The organism is Streptomyces sp. B15, from assembly GCF_018070605.1.
Lineage (GTDB): Bacteria > Actinomycetota > Actinomycetes > Streptomycetales > Streptomycetaceae > Streptomyces > Streptomyces smyrnaeus.
The window spans coordinates 1-18,974 of the sequence record NZ_JAGPXJ010000113.1 but is presented as its reverse complement, the minus strand read 5'-3'; the positions used below and the strand labels follow the sequence as shown (position 1 = coordinate 18,974).

The 18,974-nt window shown below is 69.8% G+C and carries 13 protein-coding genes and 2 pseudogenes; 6 read left to right on the top strand and 9 right to left on the bottom strand.

Translation table 11 applies throughout. From position 1 onward, the window contains the following. The coding region (locus KBY19_RS32050) for a GH32 C-terminal domain-containing protein (RefSeq protein ID WP_210967247.1) at window positions 1-699 on the top strand (699 nt) is incomplete at its 5' end. Here the strand turns inward: KBY19_RS32050 and KBY19_RS37665 are convergent. Together KBY19_RS37665 and KBY19_RS32040 are read right to left on the bottom strand one after the other, a co-directional pair. Continuing rightward, window positions 689-1,063 carry a hypothetical protein gene (locus tag KBY19_RS37665; protein WP_210956848.1) on the bottom strand — a complete coding sequence of 125 codons (375 nt, stop codon included), beginning with the start codon at window positions 1,061-1,063 and terminating at the stop codon, window positions 689-691. The genes KBY19_RS32050 and KBY19_RS37665 overlap by 11 nt on opposite strands. 403 nt (window positions 1,064-1,466) lie before the next feature. Further along, entirely contained in the window at window positions 1,467-2,489 is a 1,023-nt protein-coding gene (locus tag KBY19_RS32040) for a LysR substrate-binding domain-containing protein (protein WP_210967246.1), read from the bottom strand. 363 nt (window positions 2,490-2,852) lie between these two features. Here KBY19_RS32040 and KBY19_RS32035 point away from each other — a divergent pair, with 363 nt between their 5' ends. Then, window positions 2,853-4,103: a Xaa-Pro peptidase family protein gene (locus tag KBY19_RS32035; RefSeq protein ID WP_099886119.1), complete on the top strand. Its 1,251-nt coding sequence runs from the start codon at window positions 2,853-2,855 to the stop codon at window positions 4,101-4,103. A 78-nt stretch (window positions 4,104-4,181) separates the two neighbouring features. Beyond that, complete coding sequence (locus tag KBY19_RS32030; protein WP_210967245.1) at window positions 4,182-5,462, top strand: FAD-binding oxidoreductase; 1,281 nt, start codon at window positions 4,182-4,184, stop codon at window positions 5,460-5,462. A gap of 29 nt (window positions 5,463-5,491) precedes the next feature. Here the strand turns inward: KBY19_RS32030 and KBY19_RS32025 are convergent, their stop codons facing one another. The 4 genes and pseudogenes from KBY19_RS32025 to KBY19_RS32010 form a co-directional block, all read right to left on the bottom strand. Further along, the gene (locus tag KBY19_RS32025; protein WP_247691648.1) at window positions 5,492-6,619 is read right to left on the bottom strand and encodes a hypothetical protein; all 1,128 of its coding nucleotides are present in this window, start codon (window positions 6,617-6,619) and stop codon (window positions 5,492-5,494) included. A 390-nt stretch (window positions 6,620-7,009) separates the two neighbouring features. Beyond that, window positions 7,010-8,206 carry a fumarylacetoacetate hydrolase family protein gene (locus KBY19_RS32020; protein WP_185019217.1) on the bottom strand — a complete coding sequence of 399 codons (1,197 nt, stop codon included), beginning with the start codon at window positions 8,204-8,206 and terminating at the stop codon, window positions 7,010-7,012. Window positions 8,207-8,247: 41 nt separating this feature from the next. Then, window positions 8,248-9,998 (bottom strand): annotated as a pseudogene (locus KBY19_RS32015) (IlvD/Edd family dehydratase). 47 nt (window positions 9,999-10,045) lie between these two features. Beyond that, window positions 10,046-11,506 (bottom strand): Nramp family divalent metal transporter, encoded by a 1,461-nt coding sequence (locus tag KBY19_RS32010; RefSeq protein ID WP_210967243.1) that lies wholly within the window; start codon window positions 11,504-11,506, stop codon window positions 10,046-10,048. A 73-nt stretch (window positions 11,507-11,579) separates the two neighbouring features. On the opposite strand from KBY19_RS32010, the gene KBY19_RS32005 reads away from it, so the two are divergent. Then, complete coding sequence (locus KBY19_RS32005) at window positions 11,580-12,320, top strand: FadR/GntR family transcriptional regulator (protein WP_210967242.1); 741 nt, start codon at window positions 11,580-11,582, stop codon at window positions 12,318-12,320. A 166-nt stretch (window positions 12,321-12,486) separates the two neighbouring features. Here the strand turns inward: KBY19_RS32005 and KBY19_RS32000 are convergent. From KBY19_RS32000 to KBY19_RS37855, 3 genes and pseudogenes are all read right to left on the bottom strand, one after another. Beyond that, a pseudogene (locus KBY19_RS32000) lies at window positions 12,487-12,639 on the bottom strand (IS5/IS1182 family transposase); the annotation flags it as partial. A 307-nt stretch (window positions 12,640-12,946) separates the two neighbouring features. Beyond that, entirely contained in the window at window positions 12,947-13,315 is a 369-nt protein-coding gene (locus KBY19_RS31995) for a low affinity iron permease family protein (RefSeq protein WP_099886125.1), read from the bottom strand. Window positions 13,316-13,762: 447 nt separating this feature from the next. Then, window positions 13,763-14,098, bottom strand: coding sequence for an alpha/beta fold hydrolase (locus tag KBY19_RS37855; RefSeq protein ID WP_210967241.1), 336 nt, complete (start codon window positions 14,096-14,098; stop codon window positions 13,763-13,765). A 138-nt stretch (window positions 14,099-14,236) separates the two neighbouring features. Between KBY19_RS37855 and KBY19_RS31985 the strand changes: the two genes are divergently transcribed. Continuing rightward, the gene (locus KBY19_RS31985) at window positions 14,237-14,767 is read left to right on the top strand and encodes a CGNR zinc finger domain-containing protein (protein WP_099886126.1); all 531 of its coding nucleotides are present in this window, start codon (window positions 14,237-14,239) and stop codon (window positions 14,765-14,767) included. A 524-nt stretch (window positions 14,768-15,291) separates the two neighbouring features. Next, window positions 15,292-18,974, top strand: a 3,683-nt coding sequence (locus KBY19_RS31980) for a non-ribosomal peptide synthetase (protein WP_210967240.1), incomplete at its 3' end; no start/stop codon positions are given.

The following is an 18,974-nucleotide window of genomic DNA, read 5'->3' as shown; positions in this document are numbered from 1 at the left end:
TGGTTGGACCAGGGCTGTGACTGGTACGCCGCCGTCACCTTCGAGAAGCGGGACGCGGCCGGCCGCGTCGACGAACACGTCCGTCACGCGATCGCCTGGCTGAACAATTGGGATTACGCGAACTCCACGCCCACGATCGACAGCGACGGCTTCAACGGAACCGACTCGGTCGTCCGGGAGGTCACCCTCAAGTCGACGTCGTCCGGTACCTACTACCTGGCATCACGGCCGGTGCCCGCGCTGGACGAGTACGTCTCCCGCACGGTACGGCTCGGTGATCTGGAGGTCGACGGAACTCGGGTGCTGGACTACACGGGCACGGCGTACGAGGTGACCTGCGAGATCGCCTGGGACGAACTGGCCGGTGCCGGACTCCAACTGCGGCGCTCCGGGGACGGGAGTCGCCATGTCGACGCCGGCGTGTATCGGGACTACGCCTTCCTCAACCGCAGCAGCGCGCGGAATCCGGACACCTCTGGAAAGTGGCAGGAGAGCCACAGCCCCTTCGATGTGGCTGCGCGGCGTGCACGGCTGCGAATCCTGGTGGACCGGACGTCGGTGGAAATGTTCGTCGACGACGGCCGCCATGTCCACTCCTCGCAGGCATTTCCGTACCTGATCGACGCAGGTCTCGCGCTGTTCACGATTGGGGGGCGGGCGGTCTTCCGGGACCTGGTGATCCGGGAGTTCACGGTGTGACGGCGGCCGCGATGCCGGGAACCTGCACTGCGGTCGCGATGACCGGTTCCGGATGCCGTTGCCCGTAGGAGAAGGCGTGCTCGGTGTGGTCGAAGCGTCGGACCGAGGGGTTCGCCGCCCGTACCAGGCCTCGAACAAGGTGTCTGGCTGTTGTCGTCAGGGTGCGGTGAGTTGGGGCAACGTCCTCGGCCAGTGCACAGCCGATCAGGAGCGGCAGGTCCGATCCCGCTGTCCCGTCAGTGATCAACGCAGTCTTGCCGGTCAGCCGACCGGATCCGCGGTAGCTCTCCGCGCCGTGATCAGGCTCGGGAACCATCCCGGACGTCACACCGGGTGGGGATTGCTGCTGTGGGGGCTGGGACATGAGGTCTCCCGAGGACGGTCGAGTCGGAACAGGGGTGCGCCAAGGGGCCCCGCACCGGATGAGACGGTCGAGGTGGCGAGAGGAGAGCTGAGGTCGTTGCGCACCCGACCGGAGAGTTGCGCCCACCTCTTCCATGCTCATCTGTCGATCGACGGTCCGCCACGTCGGAAGGGAGGCGCCGCGGTATGGAGCGCTTCCGAGCCGCAGCGGCCGACCGTGCCTGGGGAATGACCGGCTGAGAAAGGAGGGTGGCCGACGGCCGATTCGGCTCATCTTTGCACCCTCCGGGTCGATCTCCTGAGCTGCGGCCACTCACCGCCCACGGCGTCATGCGACGAATCCGTGCAGGTGACACCGCACGTCAACCGTCGTGGCGGCGCCGTCGAGACACAGCCGCGCCGGTTCAGCCCTGGCCGGCCGGGTCGTCGAGCAGTCCGAGGGAGACGGCGGTGTCCACAGCGGCACGGACGAAGGCCCGCTCCGAGGGGCGGTCTCTGGTGGACGTACGCCGGATGACGGTGATCCGGCGCCGGATCGGGTCGCGGAAGGGGAAGACGTCGACGCCCACGGGCCGTAGCGGCAAGGCGAGTTCGGCGACCAGGGTGACGCCGAGGCCCGCCGACACCATCGCCATCGCGGTCGCCTGCTCGTCGATCTGATGTGCGATGTGCGGCGTGAAACCTGCCGCACGGCACACCGACCACAGGGCGCGGCCGAACTCGGTGTCGGTCCCGGACGCGACCCAGGAACACCCGGCCAGGTCCGCGAGCTCCACAGGGGGGCCTGAGAACATCCGGTCCGCACTGGTATGCGACGGCACAGCGGCAGCCGGGGGAGGCCCTTCCGTGGACCCCGCCGAATCCGCCGGTGTGCTCAGGCGCCCGCGCGGGGCGACGAGGTGGAGTTGTTCCACACCGATGAGCGTGCACTCCAGGGCGCTGTTGTCCCAGGCGCCGGAGCCGGGCGCGGCCGGATAGTCCAGCACGAACGCCAGGTCGAGGTCGCCGTCCCGTACGGCCGACTGCGTCTCCTCCGGAACGACCTCCCTGGTCTTGACCCGTACGCCGGGGTGCCGTTCGGCGAGGGTTGCCAGGGCGGGCGGCACCAGGGTGCCCGCGAGGGTCGCCAGTACGCCAACGGTGAGGTCGGCGGTCAGGGTTTCCCGTGCCTGTTCGAGCGCGATCCGGGCGCGTTCCTCGGCCGCCAGGATCACCTCGGCGTGCTGCGCGAGCACCCGCCCGGTCTCCGTCAGCCGCACGCGGCGCCCGACCTGCTCCAGCAGCGGTACGCACACCTCACGCTCCAGCGCCGCCAACTGCTGCGAGACGGCGGACGGCGTGTAGTGGAGCGCCGCCGCCGCTCCGGTGATGGTGCCGCAGCGGGACAGCTCCCGGAGCATCCGCAGGCGGTTCAGCGAGAGTTCCATTAACCGAACGTTAAGTATTCGCTGAAGGATTTCCCAATAGACGTGAAGGAATGCGGTCCACGAGACTGCATGCGAAGTGAGCAGCGGAAGTCCGCCGACCTCGCCCCGCAGTCCGATCCCAGTCGTCCACCTGTCGCAGCGAGCACACCGGGCCCTCGCACACATCCGCACAGCAGGCACGGCCCGGAAGTTCGCCGGGCGCGGCCCGGCCCGTTGCCGCACCCCAGGACAGCACCAGCACCAGGCCGCCCGAACGTCCCGCAGCCCAGCCCACCGCAGCGCGCCTCCCGCAGCGCGCCGCGGCAGGCGGAACTGCGGCCATCGGGCGATCCACGGCAATTCCTTCGTCAGAAAGAGGGTCACATGGGCACCACGGAGCACAGCGGAAACGGTCCCGACATCACCCGGCTCGGCAGTGCTCCCTCGCCGGACTGGCTCACCGAGAAGACCGCGGCGTCGGTACGGGCGGCCGAGGGCGCGGCCTTCGACGAGGCCGAGTACGGGGCGCGGCTGAGCGAGCTGCGCGTGCGCATGGACCGGCTGCCGCTGGACGCGATGCTGGTCTTCCGCCCCTCCAGCGTGGAGTACCTGTGCGGCTATCATACGGCGGAGACAGCGCCCCAGCCGCTGCTGGTCACCGCCTCCGAGACCCATCTCTACCTTCCCGACCTGGAAGTCGGCAGGGCACTGGCCAGCTCGGTGGCCGGGAACCTCCATTTCTGCGGATACGCGGACGCGCTGCGCGGACTTGACCTGTTCCTCCAGCACGCGGCATCGGTGCTCCCCAAGGGCGCTCGAGTGGGCGTCGAGATCGGGCATGCCTCCACACCCCCGCGCGCGCTGGACATCCTGCGCGGTCTCGGGCTGGAGGTCGAGCACCCCGATTACCTCGTCGAACGGGCCCGCCTGGTGCTCTCCGCCGCCGAGCTGCGCCGGGTGGAGGAGGCAGCCGCGGTGACGCAGAAGGGGGTGGAGGCCGGAGTGGCGGCCACCCGTGCCCCCGGCGCCACCGACTCATCCGTGGCCGCCGCGATCGCCGCGGCACTGTACGGCGAGGCCGACTCACCCTCCGCGTGGGGACCGGTCGTCGCCACCGGACAGCGCGGCGGCATCCCGCACTCCAGCTGGGTGGGACGTCAGTTGGGCAGCGGGCCCACCTTCATGGAGTTCGCCGGCACCCGGGCGCGCTACCACGCGCCGGTCATGCGCACCGTGGTGCGGGACGGAGCGCTGGGCGCCGCCGACCAGCGGCTGGCCGAACTGGCGCGTACTGCCGTCGCCGCCGTGCTGGAGACCGCCGCGGCCGGCGTCACCGCCTCGCAGGTCGCCGTCCAGGCGGGGAAGGCCCTCGGCCCGCTCCCGGACGACGTCATGTTTCACCAGCTCTTCGGATATCCCGTCGGCCTGGCCCACAAACCGCACTGGATGGACGGCGCCCCGTTCTACCTCACGCCCGACAACCACGAACCTCTGGAGAGCGGCATGGTGTTCCACATCCCCGGCTCGTTCCGTTCCTTCGGCAGCTCGGGGGTCGGCCTGAGCCAGACCTTCGTGGTGGAGGAGCGCGGCACCCGCGTCCTCACCCACGGCCCGGCGGACATCATCGAAGTCTGAATCCGCGCTGATCCGAACCGTTCCGGCGCCCGCGCGCCGGACCCCGCCCAGCATGCCGCGTTCCGCCTGACTTCCGAGGTGATCGTGAACACAGCCCGTACCGCTCCCGAGCATGTTGCCGTCGTCGGCGCCGGCATGGCCGGACTTTCGACCGCGTGGTTTCTCCAGGAACGCGGCGTACGCGTGACCGTACTGGACCGTACGGGAGTTGCCGCGGGCAGTTCCTGGGGGAACGCCGGCATGCTGAATCCCGCGTTCACCGTGCCGCTTCCGGAGCCTTCCGTGCTGCGGTACGGCTTCAGGTCGTTCCTCGACCGCTCCTCGCCGGTGTCCATTCCGCCGACGGTCGACCGGCAACTGTGGTCGTTTCTGATGTCGTTCGCGCGCAACTGCACGGCACGGCGATGGCGGCGCGCGATGGCGGTGTTCAACGAACTCAACCGCGGCTGTCTCGCCGCGTTCGAGCAGCTCACCGAGGGCGGTGTGAGTGCGCCCGTGAAGAACGCCGACCCGCTCGTGATCGCCTGCCGGGACCGTCACGACCGGGAGCACGTGCTGGAGGAATTCGCGCGGATGAGCGCGAGCGGCGGCGACGAGGCCCGGTTCGAGACCGTTACCGGTGATCAGCTGCGGGAACTCGAACCCGTTCTCAGCGCCGAAGTCCGCACCGGACTGCGGGTGCACGGGCAACGCTTCATCAACCCACCCGAATTCGTGCGAAGTCTCGCACAAGCCGTGCACGACCGGGGTGGTGACATCATCGGGAATTTCCCCGTGGCCCGGGTCGACGAGCTGGGTGAAGCAGGTGTCGAACTGGTTTCCTCCGGCATCTCGCAGGCGGGGGACACGGTGCGTGCCGACGCCGTCGTACTCGCCGGTGGGGCCTGGCTGAACGATCTGGCACAGCCCTTCGGCGTGAGAATGCGGGTGCAGGCAGGGCGTGGATACAGCTTCACGGTGCGACCGCGGGCGATGCCCACGCGTCCGATCTACCTGGCGGGCCAGCGAATCGCCTGCAATCCGCTGGGCGACCGCTTCCGGGTCACCGGCAGCATGGAGTTCCGTGCGCCCGACGCGCCCCTGGATCCTCGGCGTATTCGCACCATCATCGAATCCGCGCGGCCGATGTTCTCCGGTATCGACTGGAACGACCGCCACGAGGAGTGGGTGGGCTCGCGCCCCTGCACCCCGGACGGGCTGCCGCTGGTCGGTCCCAGCCGCTCGCCCCGGGTGCAGATCGCCGGAGGACACGGGATGTGGGGCATGGTGCTCGGGCCGCTCACCGGCAGGCTCCTCGCCGACGCCATGACGGGCAACGGCGAGGATCCACTCATCCGCCACTTCGACCCGCTGCGCTGAGCCCTGGCACGGTCACCGGCGCACCAGCACTACCGCGTCGCCCCGCGCACCGGAGCGAGCGGGTTCGGGGTGCGGCCCGTCCAGCGGTGCAGCACGGCGCGCCCCGTCTGCTTCTTGACGCCGTTCTCCTCGACGGTGCCGGACTCCGCGACGTAGTAGCGCCCGTCGTCCAAGGACACCAGGCCGTACTCGCCGGGAGCCTGCCAGCCACGCACACCCGTGACCGGATCGTGCAGGCCCTCCTTCGCGAGGGTGAGCAACTTGCCCTGCTCCGGCTCCGGCTGACCGCGCACCGGGCCGCGCACGGCGGGCCTCGTACCGTCGACGGTGAAGAGGGAGTAGTTGGGGAAGTCCGGCTTCTTTCCCTCGTACACCGCCAGCTGCCAGTTCCGGGAGGCGGCGTCGTACTCCAGGTTCTGCACGCCGTAGGTGGTGTTGCCGGTGTACGCGAAGTACTTGCCGTCGGCGTGCGCCGGGCCGCTGGTGTGCGGGGCCGACTCGCTCAGCGGACGCTCGTACTTCTTCCACCGGCGCACGTCGTACTGCAGAAGCACCTGGTGGTCGTTGTCGGAGCGCGCGTTGTTGGAGTAGATCCCGTAAGCGACGGTCAGCAGCGAGGCGCCGCGCTTGCGCTCGCCGCGTCCGCCCAGGTCCGGCCCGAACGCGACGCCGTCGATGCCGCTGCACCCGTAACGGTGGTCCCGCGTGTCGGCGGTGTCGCCGTCGAAGACCCCGTTGCCGTCCATGTCGGCGGTGTAGTCCTTGACGACTTCCTTGAGGTAGACCGTCGAGACGACGTCGCTGGTCTGGGCGTCGATGCCCATCCGGTCGATGCGGTCGGCGTCGAAGACGGCGATGTAGAACGACTCGGCATCCTTGTACTCCAAGGAGCCGTAGAGCCTGCCGTCCCGCTCGTTGAAGTCCAGATCGCCCAGATGGCCGGTGAATCCGGTGACGGAGCCGACCGGGTTGCCGCGCAGGTCCGTCTTGACCAGGAGGTTGGTGAAGGAGAAGTACATGTGGCCGCCCTTGCGGTCCATGGCCATGCCCTGGACGTGTCCGGCGTCCCACGCCCCACCGTCGATGACTGCCGGCAGCCGTTTCCCCCCACGGACGTCCGACTCCGTGTCACCGGTGGCGGACGCGGTCTGCGGCATCAGAACCGACCCCAGCAGTGTGGCAACCATGACGGCACCCGCCAGCGCGCTGCCCCGTCTGCCGGCCCGCAGCCCGGACGACCCGCCCCGCCCGGCCGTCTTCTCCCGCACCTTCATCCCGTACCGCCTTCCCAGTACTTCGAACGGCCGCCGTCCCCAAACCCCTGCCTTCAGCAGGGCGTCCGTCCCTGGGGCGGGCAGACCACCGACCGACTGCAATATCAGCGATCATTCTGCGGCTCTGCCGTGAACACCGGGAAGGCTCGCGGCCACATGAAGGCGACGATCGGGTGCGCGCTGCCCCTCCGCCACCGTGCTCGCCCGTGATCGTGCCGCCCAGGTCCGGGCCCCGAGCCGTGAACGGGGGCGAACGACGAACGAGGCCCGGGGTCACAGCACACCGCGCTGGGCCAGGTTGCGCATCAGCGCGCGCAGCCCGAACTCCCACGGCGCGGCCTGCTCGCTGACGGTGACGGTGTTGACCAGGGCACCGAGCCGGGGGCTGGAGATCCGTACCACGTCGCCGGGTTCGTGGGTGAAGCCCGCGCCGGGGGCGTGCCGGTCCTCGGTGGGCGCGAAGTGCGTGCCGGTGAACAGCACGAAGCCGTCAGGGTACTGGTGGTGCGGGCCGTGCACGGAGGCGACGAGGTCGAGCACGTCCCGGCTGATCTCCCGCATCGAGCTGCTGCCGTGCAGCAGATGGCCGTCCCGGCCCTCGACCCGCAGGTCGAGGTCCAGCCCGCGCACGTCGTCCAGACCGAAGCCGTCGTCGAACAGGCGGAGGAAGGGGCCGATCGCACATGAGGCGTTGTTGTCCTTGGCCTGGGACAGCAGCAGCGCGCTGCGCCCCTCGACGTCGCGGAGATTGACGTCGTTGCCGAGCGTGGCGGCGCGCAGCCGGCCGCGCGAGTCAGCGGCGATGACGACCTCGGGCTCGGGGTTGTTCCACACCGACGCAGCGAGGACGCCGATGTCGGCTCCGGTGCCCACCGCGGACAGCACCGGCGCCTTGGTGAACACCTCGGGGTCCGGGCCGATGCCCACCTCCAGATACTGCGACCACAGCCCTTCGGCGATCAGCAGCTCCTTGGCCTTCCCGGCCTCCGGCGACCCGGGGCGCACCTGGCCGAGGGCGCCCCCGACCGCGCTCACGACACGCTCGCGCACCCGGGCGGCCAGGGCAGGGTCGCCGCCGGTGCGCTCCTCGATGACCCGCTCCAGCAGGCTGCGGGCGAAGGTGACGCCTGCTGCCTTGATCACCTGGAGGTCGACGGGGGCGAGCAGGCGCGGGACATCCGGGCGGCCTGCCGCGGTGGACTCCAGCAGCTCGCCGAGCCGCCATGTGCGTCCGCCCGGCGCCTCGCGCACGAGCGCGGCGACGGTGTCCGGGTCTTCGCGTTCGAACAGGTCGCAGACGGTGGGAGCGAGGGCGGTCAGATCGACGACGTACTCGCCGCGCACCGCGGCCACACACGGGCCGCCCCACTCCGGCTCGTACACACGGGCGACGAGGGCCGCTCGATCGGCGTCCCTGGGCAGAACCGAACCGCACGACAGGGCCGGACGGGGCTGGGCTGCCGGGTCCACGGCGTTCCTCCTGAGCTCGACGGGATGTTGCCGGGCACGCGTCAGTGGGACTCGCGGGGTACGCCGAAGCCGCGGCAGCCGCGGAGGAAGCCGAAGTCGGCGCCCCGGTCGGCCTGTTCGACGTGCTGGGTGTAGAGCCAGGCGTAACCGCCGGCGTGCTGCGGGGCGGGCGGCGTCCACGCGGCCCGGCGCCGTTCGAGTTCGGCGTCGTCCACGTCCAGGCGCAGGGTGCGGTTCGGGGTGTCGAGAACCACCGGGTCGCCGTCGCGCACCAGGGCCAGGGGCCCGCCGACGGCGGCCTCCGGTGCCACGTGCAGGACCACGGTGCCGTACCCGGTGCCGCTCATCCGGCCGTCGCAGATACGCACCATGTCGGTGACGCCGGCTTTCAGCAGCTTGGTCGGCAGCGGGACGTTGGAGACTTCGGGCATGCCCGGGTAGCCCCTGGGCCCGGCGTTGCGGATGACGAGCACGGTGTTCTCGTCCACGTCGAGGTCCGGGTCGTCGCAGACCGCGTGATACGACTCGGGGGAGTCGAAGACGCGCGCCGGACCGCGGTGGGTGAGCAGCCGCGGTGACGCGGCGGACTGCTTGATCACCGCACCGTCGGGACACAGGTTGCCGCGCAGTACGGCGGTGCAACCTGTGTCCCGACGGTGCCGGCCGGCTGGAACGGGGCGTCCAGGCCGGTGATGACCTCCGGGCCGATGCGCTCGGCGTCCGCGACGTTCTCGGCGATGCCGCGGCCGGTGACGGTGATCTGCTCGCCGTGCAGCATTCCGCCGCGCAGGAGCTCGCCCAGGACCGCGGGCAGCCCACCCGCATAGCAGAAGTCCTCCATCAGGTACCTTCCGCTGGGCATCAGGTTGACCAGGGTCGGCACCGCACGGGCCAGGGCGTCGAAGTCTTCGGGGGCCAGCTCGACGCCGACCCGCCCGGCCAGGGCCGTGAGGTGGATGATGGCGTTGGTCGAGCCGCCGATGGCCGCGTTGGTGCGGATGGCGTTCTCGAACGCCTCCCGGGTCAGGATGTGCGAGGGTCGCAGCTCCTCGTGCACCATCTGCACGATGCGCCGCCCCGCCGCCTGCGCCGTCTCCGTCCGCCGGGAGTCGACGGCCGGCCAGGTCGCGGACCCCGGAAGCTGCATGCCGAGCGCCTCAGCCATGCACGCCATCGTGGAGGCCGTCCCCATGGTCATGCAGTGGCCGGCCGAGCGGGCCATGCAGCCCTCCGCGAAGAAGCACTCCTCCTGCGTCATCCGGCCGGTCTTCAGGTCCTCTTCGAACTTCCACACATGGGTGCCGGATCCCACGTCCTCACCCCGGTACTTGCCGTTGAGCATCGGCCCGCCGGTGACCATGAGGGCGGGCAGGTCGACGCTGGCGGCACCCATGAGCATGGCGGGCGTGGTCTTGTCGCAGCCGGACAGCAGCACGACGCCGTCGAGCGGGTTGGCCCGGACGAGCTCCTCGACCTCCATCGCCATCAGGTTGCGGTAGAGCATGGCGGTGGGGCGCATCAGCGTCTCGCCGGTGGCCATGGTCGGGAACTGGAGCGGGAAGCCGCCGGCCTGCCATACGCCGCGTTTGACCGCCTCGGCGACGCCGGTCAGATGGGCGTTGCACGGGGCGAGTTCGGAAGCACTGGTCGCGATGCCGATGACCGGACGCCCGTCGAACACCTCGTGCCCGAAGCCCTGGTTGCGCATCCAGGACCGGTACAACATCCCACTCCGGCCGCTCGCCCCGAACCACGCCTGGCTGCGGCGGGCCGTCTGCTTCTCGTCCGTCAAGAGTGCCTCCTGTGGCTCGTGAGCCGTTCGGTCCGGTCGGGTGAGGGTCAGCCGAAGAGATCCTGGATCTGCTGCCGTACGGTCAGCACGGACAACACGCCGAACAGGCCGACCGCCCACACCAGGGCGGCCGTCCGGTAGCTGCGCACCTTCAGCGGCGCGGGCAGCGCCTTGCGGTTCATGAAGAGCAGCAGGCCGGAGTAGACGAACATCATCAGCCCGGCCACGCAGGCGGAGATGACCAGCAGGACGAGCGGCTGGTCGAACCCGAGCGCCAGAATGGCGACGCCGATGGCCACCAGCCCCCACACCAGCCAGAAGTACAGCCGGCTCTCGGAGTGCCGCGCGCCTCGCAGATACGTCGACTTGAGGACGTCCGCGGCGAGTCTGCTGGTGTAGTCGACGATGCCGGTCGCCGCGCAGAACAGCGAGAAGGCGCCGATCAGCCAGAACAGCACCCCGAACCAGCTGCCGGCCTGGGACTTGAGTGCCTCGCCCTCCTCCCGCACGAAGCCGACGTCGTTGGAGAGACCCGGCGTGCCGAAGAGGGTGGAGTGCGCCATCAGCGAGGCGAGCACGATGGTGACGACGGTGGTGAGACCGAACGTCACGGCCTGTTCGGTGTTGGCGAAGCGCCACCAGCGCTTCCACCGCGCGAGGTTCTCTCCTTCCGGGACGAAGACGTATCCGGTGGCCGGTCCGGAAGCAGCGTCCTCCTTGCCGGTCACCGGGCTGACCAGCCGGGGCACGTAGTGGCCCATGCCGAAGCCCTTGTCACGTATCCAGTTGCTCTGGCACAGGTTCTGCCCGCCGCCGGCCCCGGCGTAGGCGAGCGCTCCCATCAGCACGGCGATGCCGAGCTCACTGGGGAACTGGCCGACGTGGGTGGCGGCCTGCGGCAGTTCCTTCCAGCTCGCCGCCTTGATGACGAAGATCACCGCGAGTACGAAGAATCCGCCGATCAGAGCGACCTTGACGAACAGCAGTCGTTCCAGCGCGGTGTACACGACCGGGGCGAGGGTGAGGATCGCGCCGATGAGCAGCAGCAGGCCCACGGCGATGAGGGTCGGCTCGCCGCCGAAGACGTACGAGAGCATGGCGGCGGAGCTGGTGGCCCAGCCCGGCCACAGGTTCGCCGCGTATGTCAGCGCGGCCAGCACCGCCCCCCAGTGCCGCCAGTAGCGGTTGAAGCCGGTCATGGCCGTCTCCCCGGTGGCGAGCGTGTAGCGCTCGATCTCCATGTTGAGAAACCACTGGGTGACGAGGCCGACGACCGCGCCCCACAGGAAGACGAGCCCGGCCTGGGAGGCGATGTAGGGCCAGAGGATGAACTCGCCCGAGGACAGCCCGACACCGGCTGCGACGATGCCCGGACCGATGATCCGCCAGGGCTTACGGGGCGGGGCCGGCAGCGTCCGCACTTCGGGCAGCGGCAGTCGGCGGCTGTTCAGGGGGAAGGGAGCTTCGGCATGGTGGGGAGTGCCGACGCCGTCGTCCGCGTGCGTCATGGGGAACGCCTCTCTCCGGCTGGTCGAGCTCGCGGGTCTGTACGATGAGAGCAATCATTGAATGATTCGATGATTGGCGTCCAGGGGGCGAACAAAGATCGTGATGCATTACCGGACCATGCATCAGTGGGTGGTCGACGAGCTCGGCCGACGGATCGTGGGTGGCACATGGCAGCCGGGGCAGTCGCTGCCGGTCGAAGATGTGCTCGCCACCGAAATCGGCGTCAGCCGCGGCGCGTTGCGAGAGGCGGTCAAGGCCCTCGCGGCCAAGGGGATGCTGCACGTACGCCCGCGCACGGGCACGCGCGTGCTGCCACCGGAACACTGGAACCACCTGGACCGCGACGTGCTGCGCTGGCAACAGTCCGGTGACTCCGCGGCCTTGCTGCGCGACACCGGTGAACTGCGCCGGATCGTCGAGCCCGAGGCCGCCCGGCTGGCAGCCGGCCGCGCCGGACCCGATGAGGTACGTGCCCTCTACGACGCCCTGACAGAGATGGAAGCCGCAGCGGTGCGCCCCGGACGCCGCGGCTACGTCGAGGCCGACATCACCTTCCACCGCACCCTGCTGGACGCGAGCGGCAACCGCCTCCTCGGCTCCCTGGGCCGCGCGGTGGACGTCGCGCTGGAACACAGCTTCGCCGTGAGTACGCAGACACCCGGCGCGGTCGAAGCCTCACTGCCGGCCCACCGCGCCATCGTGGAAGCCGTCGAGGGCCACGATCCCGCAGCCGCGTCCGCCGCCATACTGGCGATCATCGACGCGGCCGAGCGGGAGATCGCCCAGTCATCCGGCCGCCCACCGCAGCAGTGAGTCACGACAAGCCGGGCCAAGCCGGGAAAAGAGCTGCTAGCCGCTGCCAGGCGCGTATCGCGTTGTGATCGTCGGTGGTCCGGCGTGAGGTCTTCGACCCGGATCATCGAGAAACACAGCGATGCCCAGCCAGGCATTGTGCATGTTGACCAGGCGCTCGGCGCTTGGTCTGCTGCGGGATGATCGCGCGGATTCCCCTGCGCCGACGATGCACCTGGCTCGCACGGGAGGGTAAGCGCGGTCGGCCAGAACAGTGTTGGGCCTGGTCCGGGGCCTGCCCAGGCCGGTTCGAGGCACGTGGACGCGGAACCATCACCGTCCGGACTCCACGAATCAGACATCTTTCTCCGGCCAGCCCGCTGATCCCGAACTCCTCAGGCGAGGAGCGACAGCCGGCCGCGTGATGCCACTGATCCTACGGTCGGACTCAGGCAGGACCCGCCGGTCACGGAGTCGTCGCACGCGAGCAGCTTCCCGGGGCGGCGGGGGAGCGAAGGGTCAGCCGGCGTCGACGCGGATGCACCCGGTCCGGCCCTCCGCCCAGGCGCGCGGTCCCTCCCGGCACGGCGCATCCTTCCAGCGCCTTGCCGGGGGTGCCGGCGAGGAGGTGGGGTCTGGATGACGGGTCACAATGCCTCCTCCAGCCGGATAGCCTGACGCAGCGAGTCCCGTGCATGGTGCGACTCACCTTCCTGCGCCTCCAGCATGGCCGCTGCGATCGCGTCCAGCTTGCGCTGGAGAGCGGCCTCTGCCCGCCTCTCGGAGTTTTTCAGCAGAGCCAGCATGAGCAGGTTGACGGAAGTCAGTACGTCACCCGCGAAGATCAGCCAGGGCACGGGCAGATGCACCGCATGGACGATGACCATGCCGACGATCAGGATCAGACAGATAAGGAAGAAGAGCGGCGAACTGGTCAGGTTCGAGGCGGCCTCCGCGAGGCGGGCGAACCGGTCGCGGCGGTCGCCGCCCCGGTAGGAAGGGTGCTGAAGAGTCATGCACTCCGTGTTCCCCGGCGCTGGGGGAGTCCCACCTTCAGCTGCTGTCCGCCGCCGACTGAAGACGGGTTTCGGGCTGCAGTCCGAGCAGTCGCCACGGAGGAAGTGTTGCGGCAGATAGCACCACTGCATAATTTTCGAGATCACAGTGGCACATGCTGTCGCTGCCGGTTCCTGCGAGCCGGTGCGGGCTATAAGGTCCCCCGGGCGCCAGCGCGGCTTTGCCCCGGCTCGTAACGCCTCTTTCCGGCCCACCGCCCCGGCTGTCCCGGCCGTGTCAGCAGGTCGAGCAGGGGCTGCCGGTTCCGGCGCCCCGTGACACCACTGTGAGCCGAACGGGGAGGACGCGTCGGCGCGGAAGTCGGGCCCGTGCGGGGACCCGGTGCAGCAGATGGGCGCGGAGCACGATGCCGCCGCCGATGTCGTGGCCGACCAGTGCGGGGTCCGTCAGCCCCCAGTGGGCGACGAGTTGGGCGAGGGTCGCCGCCTGTCGGGCGATGGAGGGGCGAACGCCGGGTCGGGGCGGCGTGAGTCGCCGAAGCCGAGCAGGTCCCAGACGTGCACCGTGCAGTGTTCGGCGAGCCGTGGAAAGTCCTTGCGCCACAGGTAGGACCACGCGGGCGTGCCGTGGACAAGTACGACGGGCGGACCGTGGCCGAAAACGCCCGTGGCGACCTCTCCGCCCTCGACTCGTACCCGGTCGGGAAGTTGCCACTCTTCGTACGGATCGCCCCGGACAACGTCAGGTATGTGTGGACTGTCGTGCTGAGCGTGCGCGGGCATACGGTCTCGCCTCCGAGCTAAGAGGTGAAATATTCTTTCTCCGCTTACATCGGCTACGGTAGCCGTTACGGCAGCGGGAGGTAAGGCGTGGAGATCTATTTTTCCGATTACGCGGTTGGTGCGGGTGTGGCCACTGCTATGGCGAACAGCTCACCGGCGATCCGGTTGCGGACAAGCGAGGCGATGGGTGACCCCGCCGCACTGGCGCGCTTCCTCGCCGAGCACGCTGTCGAGCCCACGGACACTCGCCGGATCACCCGAGGCGATCTCGTCCAGGTGCACGCACTGCGCGAGGAGGTGCGCGCGGCCCTGGCGGCACCCACCGAGCAGGAGGCGGTCGAGCGGGCCAACACGCTGGTCGCACGTGCCGGGCGGGGACCTCTCCTGGTGCCGGGTGCGGACGGTTGGCGCTGGGTGGTCGGCACCGCGCCCGAGACGTGCATCGCCGACGAGCTGGCGGTCCTTACGGGCGCCGGGCTGCTCGGCTCGCTCCACGCCCTGGGCCACGACCGATTCCGGTACTGCGCGGCGCCCGAATGCGCGGGAGTGTTCGTGGACACCAGCCGCGCCGGACGTCGCCGGTATTGCAGCCCCCAGATCTGCGGCAACCGCCATAACGTCGCCCAGTACCGGGCACGCCGGAAACGCGACTCACCGGACAGGTCCTGAGCACGAGGGCCCCACCGTTCTGAGCCACGTGTGCCAGATCGGCCCTGGATGCTCGGTTGAGCGTCCAGCGCTCCCTGCGCGCCCCGGAGGGGCGTGATCGGCTCTCAGGCCGCCGTAGAGCACCGGGGTGGGTGCGGGGCCCCGCCGAAGTGTGTGAGCGCCATTGGCGGCAGCGCCCAAGGCTTGGGACATGTCCCCCCATGCTGAACGAGCCGCGGTGTTGTGCAGGTTGAAAGAGCCTGCTGGTGGCGCGGACATGCCTCGGACCAGGATTTCATCCCTTTGGGTAGGAGTGATCTCCCACGGCCGGAGCGTACGGTTCCGGCTGGCACGATGAGCCTGCTGAACAGAGCCGGTGACGTCGACGGGCAGCACACGCTTGCCAGTTGTCGTTCTGTCGACCGGACGCGGTGTCGTCTGTCCGAACGATCGGCGGGCGTTTGCTTGTGCCCGTCGGCCGACTCGGCCCCGTCCGGGTGCGGAGCGTAGGTGGAGGGCGTCGGACGTTGCAGAAGGGTGCCTCGTTGTCCCGTCATGAGCTGGCCGCTGTGGAGGGCGATCCGGCGTCGGTCACGCCGTACGAAGCGGATCCGTCGGCGGAGGTCCTGCCGCTGACAGCCGCCCAGCGCGAGATCTGGTTGTCCGAGCAGCACGCTTCACAGACCGGCGTCGCGTTGCGCGTCGGGGAGTATCTGGAGATCTGCGGACCGGTCGATCCGGTCGTGTTCGAGGCGGCGCTGCGCCAGGTCGTCGCGGAAACCGACGCGCTGCGGGCCCGTCTGGTGCTGGGTGACGACGGCCCGGTACAGACCCTGGAAGCTGAGTTGTCCTGGTCCCTGTCGGTCGTCGATGTCGGCGACGAGCCCGACCCGGAGGCGGCCGCACGCGGGTGGATCGCCCAGGACCTGGCTCGGCCCATGGAGATGGCGGAAGGCCCGCTGTTCAGCTTCGCTCTGCTCGAATTGGCGCCGGACCGGTTCTGGTGGTCCCACATGTACCACCACGCTGTGATGGACAGTTTCGGCCGCTCCCTCGTGGCACGCCGGACCGCGGAGGTGTACACCGCCTTGGCCCGCGGACGGGGGATCGGCCGCAGTCCCTTCGGCCCGCTGTCGGTCCTGGTCCGGGCGGATCAGAAGTACCGGGAGTCCCCGGAGTGCGCCGAGGACCGGAGGTACTGGGCCCGGCAACTGGAAGGATGGCAGCGGGCGGCGACGATCCCGCCCCGCCTCGGCTTCGGGGCAGCGGAGCACGGAGTGCCGGGAACCGAACAGCCCTCACACCACCCGGCCCCCGGGACGGCCCGCACGACCGAGGTACATCCCTTCCTGTGCCCCCAGGCCCTGCGGGCGGCAGCCCGGCGCGCCGGCATCACCCAGAACCGCTTCGTGATCGCGGCGGTGGCGCTCTACATCCACCGGCTGACCGGTACCAGGGACGTCGTCGTAGGGCTGGCCGTCGCCGGCCGTCCTGACCAGGTCTCCCGAACGACGCCTGGAATGCTGGCCAACGGGGTGCCCCTGCGGCTGACCGTGCGGCCCGACATGTCGCTGGGCAGCCTGTTGGCCCAGGTGGACGACGGGGTGAGGGAGGCGGTGGCGCACCAGCGCTATCGCGGGGAGGACCTGCATCGCGAGCTGGGTCTGCCCCGCGACGCCGGTACGGCGTTCTCGCCCGTGGTGAATCTGATGGGCTTTCCCTACGACTTCACCTTCGACGGTCACCGGTGCACCGCGCACCAGACATCCGCCGGGCTGTTCGCCGACCTGATGATCGCCGTGTGGGACCGCCGGGACGACGAAGGCCCGCAACTGCAACTGCGCGGTGCTCCCGAGGTGTACGACGACACGGCCCTCGCGGACCATCAGCGGCGGCTGCTGCGTCTGCTGGCGGACCTGGCGGAATGCGACCCCGGTCTCCCGCTCGGCACGGTTGACCTCCTCTCGGCCGACGAACGGCAGCGCTTGATCGGCGACGGGGAAGCACCGGTGCGCGGGGCTCCTGCCGTTCCCGTACCGGCGCTCTTCGAGGAGCAGGTGCGCAGCACACCAGGGGCGGTGGCGGTGAGCGCCGCTGATACGACCCTCACCTACGGCGAGCTCAACGCGCGGGCGAACCGGTTCGCGCATGCGCTCATCGCTCGGGGAATCGGGGCCGAGGACGTGGTGGCCCTGGCCCTGCCACGCAGCCAGGAACTGGTGACGGCGATCCTCGGCGTGCTCAAAGCAGGGGCTGCCTACCTGCCGGTGGACCCGGCGTATCCGGCGGCGCGGATCGAGTACCTGCTCACCGACGCGCGGCCGACCCTGGTGATCGACGATCCGCTGACGGTGGCCGAACTGGCTCAGGGCAGACCCGACACCGACCCGGGGATCCTGGTGGACCCGCTCCATCCGGCGTACGTGATCTACACCTCGGGGTCGACCGGCCGGCCCAAGGGGGTGGTGGTCACCCACACCGGCGTGGGAAACCTGGTCGCTGCCCAGACGGAGCGCTTCGCGATCGACGCCGACAGCCGCGTCCTGCAGTTCGCCCCGCCCAGCTTCGACGCCTCCGTATCCGAGCTGTTCACCGCCTTGCTGACCGGTGCAACCCTGGTGCTCCCGCCCACCGCTGACCCGGTGGCCGCCCTCACCGATCCGGACGTGTCGATCACTCATACGACCGTGCCGCCATCGGCACTGGCCGCAGTGGACGAAACACAGGCCTCCGTGAGCACCCTCGTGGTAGCAGGAGAGGCATGTCCGGCGAGCCTGGTGGAACGCTGGTCCGTCAATCGCCGGATGGTGAACGCGTACGGACCGACCGAGGCCACGGTGTGCGCCACCATGAGCGAACCGCTCACCCCTGCCCACACCCCGCCACCGATCGGGAGGCCGATCCCCGCCACCCGCGTCCATGTGCTGGACAGCGCGCTGCGCCCGACACCGCCTGGCGCGGTGGGTGAGCTGTACATCACAGGGGTGGGGCTGGCGCGGGGTTACCTGAGGCGACCGGGAATGACCGCCGAACGTTTCGTGGCCGACCCGTTCGGCCCTCCCGGGAGGCGGATGTACCGCACCGGTGACCTGGCCCGGTGGCGTTCCGACGGACTGCTGGAGTTCGCCGGGCGCGGCGACCAGCAGATCAAGGTACGCGGTCACCGCGTCGAATCCGGCGAGGTAGAGGCTGCTCTGGTCGGCGATTCCGACGTCGCTTCCGCCATCGTCCAGGTACGGGAGGGACGGTTGGTGGCCTATGTGGTGCCGACGTCCGGGGTCGAGGCGGACATCGCCTCGATGCGCGACCGCCTGCGGGACCGTCTGCCGGAATACATGGTGCCGTCCTCCTTCGTGGTGCTGGAGGAACTGCCACTGACACCGAACGGCAAGCTGGACAGGGCCGCGCTGCCCGCGCCGGCCGTCACCACGACCGCAGCCACCGGCCGCCCTCCGCGTACACCGGGTGAACAGGTGCTGTGCGAGCTGTTCGCCGAAGTGCTGGGGGTTCCCGCCGTCGGTGTGGACGACGACTTCTTCGCACTCGGCGGCCACTCGCTCCTTGCCACCCGCCTCAGCAGCCGCATCCGGGCCGCCCTCGGCACGAGCGTGGATCTGCGTGCCGTGTTCGAAGCACCTACCGTCGCCCGGCTGTCGGCCCGGCTGCACAGCGCGGAGGAGAAGTATCCGGCCCTGACCGCCCGTGAACGTCCCGATCCCGTGCCGCTGTCGTACGCGCAGCAGCGGTTGCTGTTCCTGCAACGTATGCAGGGACCCGACGCGACATACAACATCCCCCTGGCGTTGCGGCTTTCCGGCGAGCTCGACCGGACCGCGCTGAAGCAGGCGCTGCTGGATGTTGTCACCCGGCACGAGACCTTGCGCACCGTCTATCCGGAAGTCGCCGGCGTCCCTCGGCAACAGAGCATGGAGGCCCGGGCGGCATGTCCGCTGCTTCCGGTCACCGAGGTGGATGAGGAGAGTCTCCCGTCGCGGCTCACGGAATCCGCCCAGCACGTGTTCGACCTCGGTGTCGAGCCTCCGCTGCACGGCGAGCTTTTCGCTGTGAGCCCGACGACGCATGTGCTGCTGCTCGTGGTCCATCACATCGCCGCCGACGGCTGGTCGATGACGCCTTTGGCCCGGGATCTGACGACGGCGTACGCCGCTCGTCGCCGGGGGGAGGAGCCGGGGTGGGCGCCGCTGCCGGTGCAGTACGCCGACTACAC